Annotated in this window: 6 protein-coding genes; 4 read left to right on the top strand and 2 right to left on the bottom strand. The window is 74.1% G+C overall.

The genetic code is table 11. The features are described from left to right. Positions 1 to 305: 305 nt before the first annotated feature. Together ACIRFL_RS22430 and ACIRFL_RS22425 are read left to right on the top strand one after the other, a co-directional pair. Positions 306 to 1,091 (top strand): ABC transporter ATP-binding protein, encoded by a 786-nt coding sequence (locus ACIRFL_RS22430; RefSeq protein WP_404031013.1) that lies wholly within the window; start codon positions 306 to 308, stop codon positions 1,089 to 1,091. 3 nt (positions 1,092 to 1,094) lie between these two features. Continuing rightward, positions 1,095 to 2,405, top strand: a complete 1,311-nt coding sequence (locus ACIRFL_RS22425; RefSeq protein ID WP_404031010.1) for an FtsX-like permease family protein — start codon at positions 1,095 to 1,097, stop codon at positions 2,403 to 2,405. 625 nt (positions 2,406 to 3,030) lie between these two features. Here ACIRFL_RS22425 and ACIRFL_RS22420 read toward each other — a convergent pair. Together ACIRFL_RS22420 and ACIRFL_RS22415 are read right to left on the bottom strand one after the other, a co-directional pair. Then, entirely contained in the window at positions 3,031 to 3,396 is a 366-nt protein-coding gene (locus ACIRFL_RS22420) for a cupin domain-containing protein (protein ID WP_404031008.1), read from the bottom strand. A gap of 429 nt (positions 3,397 to 3,825) precedes the next feature. Beyond that, positions 3,826 to 6,168: an MFS transporter gene (locus ACIRFL_RS22415; RefSeq protein ID WP_404031006.1), complete on the bottom strand. Its 2,343-nt coding sequence runs from the start codon at positions 6,166 to 6,168 to the stop codon at positions 3,826 to 3,828. A gap of 189 nt (positions 6,169 to 6,357) precedes the next feature. Between ACIRFL_RS22415 and ACIRFL_RS22410 the strand changes: the two genes are divergently transcribed. Together ACIRFL_RS22410 and ACIRFL_RS22405 are read left to right on the top strand one after the other, a co-directional pair. Further along, positions 6,358 to 7,323: a pirin family protein gene (locus tag ACIRFL_RS22410; protein ID WP_404031003.1), complete on the top strand. Its 966-nt coding sequence runs from the start codon at positions 6,358 to 6,360 to the stop codon at positions 7,321 to 7,323. A 66-nt stretch (positions 7,324 to 7,389) separates the two neighbouring features. Further along, on the top strand, positions 7,390 to 7,737 hold the full coding sequence (locus ACIRFL_RS22405) for a tetratricopeptide repeat protein (RefSeq protein WP_404031000.1): 348 nt from the start codon (positions 7,390 to 7,392) through the stop codon (positions 7,735 to 7,737). Positions 7,738 to 8,204: the final 467 nt, after the last annotated feature.

Raw genomic sequence — 8,204 nt, 5'->3', positions numbered from 1 at the left:
ACCTGTGGTCGCCCTCGTCTTTCTCCGCATCGTGCGGCGGAGCACCGTTGGCGATCGTCCGCCGGTACATCGAGCAGCAAAAACGTCCGCTCTAAGATGCACGTCAGAGCAGTCTTGAGATGCATTCATCCCCGGCGTGAACGCCGGGGCTTTCTGCAAGGAACCCGGTAACCGGACCCGTACGGGTGTAGCTGGCTACACCCGCCGATACGGGCTCTGCGCCCCATGTGCCGCGGCCGTCCGCTCCGTAGCGTCGTCGACGGGCACAGACGGGCACACCGGGTGCCGGACGGAGAGGGATGACGATGTTGCGCACACCTTCGCGACGCACGCACGCCGCGGGACCCGCCGCCGAGGCGCTGCGGCTGGTCAAGGTCACCAAGACGTACGGCAGCGGGGATGGCGCCGTGACCGCCCTCGACGGGATCACGCTCGGCCTGGCCCGGGGCACGTTCACGGCGGTGATGGGCCCGTCGGGGTCGGGCAAGTCCACGCTGTTGCAGTGCGCGGCCGGTCTCGACCGGCCCGACAGCGGGATCGTGATGGTCGACGGCGCGGAGCTGACGGGTTCCGGCGAGGCGGAGCTGACCCGGTTCCGGCGCGGCCGGGTCGGGTTCGTCTTCCAGCAGTACAACCTGCTGGACACCCTGACCGTCGCGCAGAACACGGTGCTGCCGCTGAAGCTCGCGGGCCGGCGCGTGGACCGGAAGCGGGCCCGGGAGGTGCTGACGGCCGTCGGGCTCGGCGACCGGCTCGGGCATCTGCCCGGCCAGTTGTCCGGCGGTCAGCGGCAGCGGGTGGCGATCGCCCGGGCGCTGGTCACCGAGCCGCGGGTGATCTTCGCGGACGAGCCGACCGGCGCGCTGGACACGCGCAGCGCGCGGGAGGTGCTGCGGCTGTTGCGGGAGGCGGTGCGGGTGCACGGCCGGACCGTGGTGATGGTGACGCACGACCCGGTCGCCGCCTCGTACGCCGACTCCGTGCTGTTCCTGGCCGACGGCCGGCTCGCGGGGCAGTTGCCCGCGCCGACGGCCGACGCGGTCGCCGAATGGCTCGCGCACCTCGGCGACGACGTGCCGGCGGGGGTGTGAGCGATGCTCGTACTGGCTCTGCGGTCGATCCGCAAGCGCCCCGGACGGTTCCTGGCAACGCTGCTGTCCGCCTTCCTCGGCGCGGCGCTCGTCATGGCCTTCAACTCGCTGCACGACACGGCCGGGCAGCCGGGCGTCGACGATGTGAGCGCGCAGACGCTGGGCACCACGGCGGGCGTCGTCGGCGGCTACGGCACCCTGCTGGTCTTCTTCGCCATCGCCTCCACCCTGACCGTGAACGTGCGGCAGCGGTCGGCCGAGATGGAGTTGCTGCGCTGCTCGGGGGCGACGCCCGCGCAGATCAGGCGGATGGTCGTCGGCGAGGCCGTCGCCGTGGCCCTGGTGGGCACGGTCCTGGCGGTCGGTCCCGCGGTGCTCGGCGGGCGGGCGCTGCTCGGCGCGCTCCGGGACAGCGGCCAGGTGGCCCCCTCCGTGGAAGCCGCCTTCGGCCCGGTCGCGTTGCTGTCCGGAGTCGGTGTCACGCTGCTCGCGTCGGCGGGCGCGGCGTTCCTCGCCGTGCGCCGGGCGACGCGCCGGGGCGTGCGGCGCGGCCGGGGGCGGACGCTCCTCGCGTACGGCGCGCTGGCCGCCGGGGTGCTGTCCGCGGCGAGCACGTACGCGTTCTCGGCGACGGACGCGGCGCTGATGGCGGCGCCCGCGTATGGGGCGATCCTGCTGTCGGTGGGTTTCGCGCTGCTGGCGCCGCGGTTGTTCGGCGCCGTGCTCGCCGCGCTGCCGCTGGGCGGGGCGAGCGGCTGGCTCGCGGTGCGCACTCTGCGCCGCCGGGTGGACGAGCTGTCCGGGATCCTGATGTCGCTGATCCTGTTCACGGCCATCAGCACGGCGACGGTGACCATGCAGTCGGTGGAGTCCGACGCCGTCGCGGCCTCGGGGCTGCGCAGGTCGGTCGACGCGAAGAACCTGGAGACGCTGAATCTGACGGTCGCCGGCGTCATCGCGGTGTTCGTCTGCGTCATGCTGGTCAACTCGCTGTACGCGGCGACCACGTACCGCGGCTCGGAGTTCGGCCGGCAGCGGCTGGCGGGCGCCACCCCCGGCCAGGTGCTGGGCACGGTGGGCGTCGAGTCCACGGTGCTCACGGTGGTGGGGGTGCTGCTCGGCACGGTGGCCGCGCTCGCCGGGATCGTTCCGTTCACGATGGTCCGCACCGACGGTGTGCTGCCGGGTCGGACGCTCGGCATCTGGCTCGCGGTGTGCGCGGTGGCCGCGGCGGTGACGCTGGGCACGAGCCTCGGCACGGCACGCAGGGTGCTGCGGACCCCGGCGATCGGGGCGGTGGCCGCTGCGGCGTGAGCGGCTGCCGGCGACGGGGGACGCCGGTCACTGGTGACGGGAGCATGCCGGTCGCGGGCGACAGGGGCACGCCCGTCGCGGGCCACGGGGGTGTCCGCGACGGGCGTGCCCCTGTCGCCGTGGGTGCCCTGCGGGCCGGTGACGCCGGGATACTTGCCGCGTCACGCCCGGGCGCCAGCCGCGTCCAGGAGCGCGGTCACCGTCGCCCGCGAGTCCGTCGTCCAGCCGCTCCACGCGGGCGCCGACGAAGTGGGTCTGCAGCCGCTCCTTGGCGCCGCGGGCGACCGCGCTCGCCGGGTGCTCGGGGTAGTCGGGGTCCACGGAGTGCTCGGCAAGCCGTTCGAAGACGTACAAGATCTGCCGGCGGGGCGACATGGCCGCCGGCTCGGTGGGCCTGAGCCGGGCCTCGTACCCGGGATCCGCCGCTCCAGGCTCGCGGCAAGCACCTCGTCCTTGCCGTCGAAGAACTCGACCGCTTGGAGACGCCGGCCACACCGCCTGCGGCACCGGCGCCCGCAGGGGGCGCCGGTGTGGTCGACTTGCCCCGCACCCCGCCCGCAGAAGACCGCACGCGCCCAGGTCCGCCGTCGGTGCACATGGCGGCCAGGGCCGCAGGCGTCCGCGGTTACGGCCCCGGGGACTTCGCGTAGGTCTGGGCCATGCCGCCGGCGAAGTCGTGGACCACGACCTGTTCGTCGCCTACGACCCAGGCGTCGTGGCCGGGGGTGCACACGAAGACGTCGCCAGGGCCGACCTCGGCCTCGCCGCCGTCGTCCATGCGCAGCCGCATCCGTCCCCGCACCACGAAGCCGTTGTGGTGCACCATGCAGCTCTCCGTGCCCGCGATCGGCGCCACGGACTGCGACCAGCGCCAGCCCGGTTCGAAGGTGGCCACGGCGAAGTCGAGTCCGCTCAGGTGGACGGCTTCGAGATGGCCGCGGGGGAAGTCGCGCCGCTCGTCGGGCTTGTCGACCGTCTTCACTTCCAGCATGACGGTGTCCTCCCTTCCGGCCGCCGACCGCGGCCGGGGCCGGTCACCGTCTCCCGGCGACCTCGGCTGGCACCGACGCACACGGCAACCGCCCCACCCCTCCATCGTCCGCCCACCCCCACACCCCCACCATCCGGGCCGCGGCACAAACAAGCCCCACCAGGACAACGCCCCCAAAGGGGCGCGGGGCTGTGTCAACATGCGGCTCCGCCGCGCGGGCGCGACCAGCCACAACACCTCCGCACACAACCACCGGCACATCCCACCACACCCAGCGAAGCACTCACGCGCCGGACGCGGCCCAAGCGAAAACACCGCCCCCAAGGGGCGCGGGGCTGTGTCAACATGCGGCTCCGCCGCGCGGGCGCGACCAGCCACAACACCTCCGCACACAACCACCGGCACATCCCGCCAAACCCAGCGGAGCGCTCACGCGCTGGGGTGGGTGAGTTCGATGTCGTAGTTCTCCGTGTCGCCGCCGTCGATGCGCACGTCGGTGGCCCGGGGCGGGTAGCCGGTCGCGACGACCGAGTACTGGCCGGTGTCCAGGTCGGTGAAGGCGTACGCCCCGTCGACACCGGTCGTGGTCGTGGCGACGACATCACCCGTGGCGTCCACCAGGGTCACCCGGGCGTCGCTCAGGGGGGCGCCTGCGCCGCGCACCGTGCCGCGTACGTACGCCCCGGGCCGCAGTTCCAGCTCCACGCGCGTGTCACCGGTGTCGGCCAGGTCGACGGGCAGCGCGAGCGGGCGGTGCTCGGGCGAGTTGACGGCGAGGGTCACCGTCCCGGGCACCAGGCCGGCGACGCCGAACTCGCCGAGCGTGTCGGTGTGCGCGGTGGCCAGGACGTCGCCGCGCACGTCGGTCACGACGACGACCGCGCCCGCGACCGGCGCCCCGCTGTCCGCGGAGCGCACCACTCCGGTGAGCCCACCACCGCCGCTCAGCAGGATGTCGTAGGCCGTCGGGTCCGCGCCGACCACCAGCGAGGTGGCACGCGGCCGGCGGCCCGCGGCGGAGGCGATCAGGACGTACGTCCCCTCCCCCGGCGCGGTAAGCGCGTACGCCCCGTCGGGCCGTGCGACGACCCGGCCCAGCTGCCGTCCTTCGAGCGCGATCAGGGTGACGGCCGCTCCGGCCACGGGCGCGCCGTCGGCGCCGCGCACCCGCCCGCGCACCGGGATGCCGCGCTCGCCGTGCCCGGCGGGCACGGTCCCGGCCGGCTCCGCGGACACCGCTTCCGGACCCGGCGTCCGCGTGGCCTCCGGCCCGGGCCGCGCGGGCGGCTGCGGGACGTCACCGGTCGCCGCGGCCTGCACAGTGGCCGGTCCCACCACGGGCGGGGCCTCGCGGCGGCGCGGGATGAAGGAGGCCACGAGGAGCGCGAGGACCGCCGCTCCGGAGCCGACGGCCATGACCACCTTGAAGCCGTTCTCGGAGGGCAGGGAGACGGCGCCGAACGGGGTGGTCAGCTGCGCCAGGATCACGCCCGCGACGGCGCTGGCGGTGGAGGTGCCGATGGACCGCATCAGGGTGTTGAGGCTGTTCGCGGCGGCCGTCTCGGACGGGTCCACGGCGCCCATGATGAGCGCGGGCATGGCGCCGTAGGCGAAGCCGATGCCGGCGCCGATGACGCAGGAGGCCACGACGAGCTGCCAGACGGCGTCCATCATCACGATGTTGAGGCCGTAGCCGGCGGCCACGATCACCGCGCCGCACATCAGGGTCACCTTCGGCCCCCACGCCCGGGACACCGCCGCGGACACCGGCGCCATGGCCATCATCACCAGGCCGGTCGGCGCCATGACGAGTCCGGCGAAGAGCAGCGACTTGCCCAGGCCGTAGCCGGTCGCCACGGGCAGTTGCAGCAGCTGCGGGAGCACCAGGGACATGGCGAACATGGAGAAGCCGAAGGCGACCGAGGCGAGGTTGGTCACCAGCACCTGGCGGCGGGCCGTGGCGCGCAGGTCCACCAGTGGGTGCGCGGCGCGCAGTTCGAACAGGCCCCACAGGAACAGCACCAGGACCGCGGCGCCGAACAGGCCGAGGGTCGTGCCGCCCGTCCAGCCCCAGTCGGCGCCCTTGGAGATCGCCAGCAGCAGACAGACCAGGCCGGCCGCCATGCCGACGGCGCCGGGCAGGTCGAACCGGCCGCCGGTGCGCACCCGGGACTCGGGGACGAGGAGCAGCACGAGCACGGCGGCGACGACGCCGAGGGCTGCCGACGTCCAGAACAGCATGTGCCAGTCGAAGTGGTCCGCGATGACCGCGGCGGCGGGCAGCCCGAGGGCGCCGCCGACGCCCAGGGACGCGCTCATCAGGGCGGTGGCGGAGCCGAGCCGTTCCGCGGGCAGTTCGTCGCGCATGATGCTGATGCCGAGCGGGATCACACCGGCGGCCAGCCCTTGCAGGGCCCGCCCGACGATCATGGGAACGAGGGTGTCGCTGAGCCCGGCGGTGACCGATCCGGCGACCAGCATGGCGAGGCTGGTCAGCAGCATGAGCCGCTTGCCGTACATGTCGCCGAGCCGGCCCATGACGGGGGTGGCGACGGCGGCCGCGAGCAGGGTGGCGGTGACGGCCCAGGCCGCGTCCGAGGCCGGCGCGTCGAGCAGCTTCGGCAGCTCGGGCACGATCGGGATCACCAGGGTCTGCATCAGCGAGACCACGATGCCGCCGAAGGCCAGCACGGCGACGACGAGGTTCGTCCGCGGCGCGGTGGGCTCCTGCGGCCTCGCCTCCTGAACGGGCCGGGGTTGTGCGTGGGCCATGGTCGGGCCTCCGTCCGGGCACTCGGGTGTGCGGCCCATCGACTGTAAGTCCGTTGATTGACTTAAGCAAGGAGAGTGGGATTCCGTGGCCGCCCGGTGAAGATTCCGTACCCGCCAGAGCGCGGCACCCGGCGGCGGGGCGGCCGTTCCGGGCTCGGCGACCGCAGGACCGGCGCTAGGTTGGGCGCCATGAGCAACCTTGACCGCGCGCCCGTACCCAGTGTCTGCGGCGGCCGCGGATTCGTCGTCGCCGAGCCCGTCCGCGAGCTGCTGAGCCCCCGCGAGGTGCGGCTCGGCGAGTCGACCGAGGTGCGCCGGCTGCTGCCGAACCTCGGCCGGCGCATGATCGGCGCGTGGGCCTTCGTCGACCACTACGGGCCCGACGACATCGCCGACGAGCCGGGCATGCAGGTCCCGCCGCACCCGCACATGGGCCTGCAGACGGTCAGCTGGCTGCACGAGGGCGAGGTGCTGCACCGGGACTCGACCGGCAGCGTGCAGACCATCCGGCCCAGGCAGCTGGGCCTGATGACCTCGGGCCGGGCGATCAGCCACTCCGAGGAGAGCCCCCGCCCGCACGCACGCCTCCTGCACGGCGCGCAGCTGTGGGTCGCGCTGCCGGACGCGCACCGCCACACCGACCCGCGGTTCGAGTACCACCCCGAACTGCCCACGGTCAGCGCGCCGGGCCTGACGGCGACCGTGATCCTCGGTGACCTCGACGGCACCGCCTCGCCCGGTACGGCGTACACGCCGATCGTGGGCGCCGATCTCACGCTGGCCCGCGGCAGCGATGTCCGCCTCCCGCTGGAGCGCGACTTCGAGTACGGGGTCCTGGCGATGTCCGGCGAGGTACACGTGGACGGCGTGCCCGTGCTGCCGGGTTCGATGCTCTACCTCGGCTGCGGCCGAAGCGAACTGCCGCTGCGCGCCGAGTCGGACGCGGGGCTGATGCTGCTCGGCGGCGAGCCGTTCGAGGAGGAGCTGATCATGTGGTGGAACTTCATCGCCCGCACCCAGCAAGAGATCGAGCAGGCCCGCACGGACTGGCTGACGGGGTCGCGCTTCGGCGAGGTGAAGGGGTACGACGGCGACCCGCTCTCCGCGCCCGAGCTGCCGTCGGCCCCGCTCAGGCGGCGTGGTCGGGTCAGGTAGCGGTCGGGGTTGGTGGTGGAATTTTCAACCATTGGGTTCGGTTGTGGGGGGCGAAGGAGGTCACGAGTGGAGACGACGTACTACGACCACGGAACCACGGCCGAGCGCTGGGAGCGCGGGCGGCAGTTCTTCGACGCCCAGGACTACGCGGGTGCGGCGCGCGTGCTGGCCGGGCTGGTCGAGGAGGTGCCGGAGCAGACCGGTCCCCGGCTGCTGCTGGCCCGTGCCTACTACCACTCGGCCCAACTGAGCCGTGCGGAGGCGGAGTTGCGGGCGATCGTGGAGCGTGACCCGGTGGAGCACTACGCCCGGCTGATGCTGGGCCGCACGCTCCAGCGGCAGGCACGGCACGACGAGGCGGAGACACACCTGCGGATCGCCTCGGCGCTCGCGGGAGACTTCGCGGAAGTCTGAGCAACCCCCGCCCAGGGCCCGGTTCCTGAAGGAGCCGGGCCCTCGCCGTACCCCCGCACGCCGCGGGCGGCTTGCGCGGGGGTACGACGAGGGCCGGGCCAGGAACGGGGTGACCGCGGAGTGCGCCGGGACCCCCGAGGGGCATGCGGCGGCGCGGCCCACCGAGGTGCCCGCCGGGGCAGCAGGGCGGCGAATCCGCCGTGGCACGGGTGCCGTGGCGGCCGGGCTCGCGAGCGTCGCCGTTCGGCCGGTGCGGAAGGCGGGGCCGCCCTGCCGACCGCACGGCCCGCGGTCCGCCTCTCCTCGTCCGCCCACCGCTCGGCCGTACACCCCCCGCCGCCGGGCCGCGCAGACGGCGGTGGTGCGCAGCGGCCGCGGGGACGGGCTCGCCCGTGCCGCCGAGTGCGCGGCGAGCAGAGGGCCGCCCGGCAGGGCGGTGAGATCGCCGGCGCCGGAGTGTCCGTCTC

Source organism: Streptomyces sp. NPDC102462 (genome assembly GCF_044765425.1).
Taxonomy (GTDB): domain Bacteria; phylum Actinomycetota; class Actinomycetes; order Streptomycetales; family Streptomycetaceae; genus Streptomyces.
Note: the sequence above shows the minus strand (reverse complement) of the source record. Positions and strands in the feature narration are given on the sequence as shown.

What these genes read in the sequence shown, in the direction of transcription:
- ACIRFL_RS22430 (WP_404031013.1), top strand. Translation starts at nt 306, where the DNA reads ATGTTGCGCACACCTTCGCGACGCACGCACGCCGCGGGACCCGCCGCC.
- ACIRFL_RS22425 (WP_404031010.1), top strand. Translation starts at nt 1,095, where the DNA reads ATGCTCGTACTGGCTCTGCGGTCGATCCGCAAGCGCCCCGGACGGTTC.
- ACIRFL_RS22420 (WP_404031008.1), bottom strand. Translation starts at nt 3,396, where the DNA reads ATGCTGGAAGTGAAGACGGTCGACAAGCCCGACGAGCGGCGCGACTTC.
- ACIRFL_RS22415 (WP_404031006.1), bottom strand. Translation starts at nt 6,168, where the DNA reads ATGGCCCACGCACAACCCCGGCCCGTTCAGGAGGCGAGGCCGCAGGAG.
- ACIRFL_RS22410 (WP_404031003.1), top strand. Translation starts at nt 6,358, where the DNA reads ATGAGCAACCTTGACCGCGCGCCCGTACCCAGTGTCTGCGGCGGCCGC.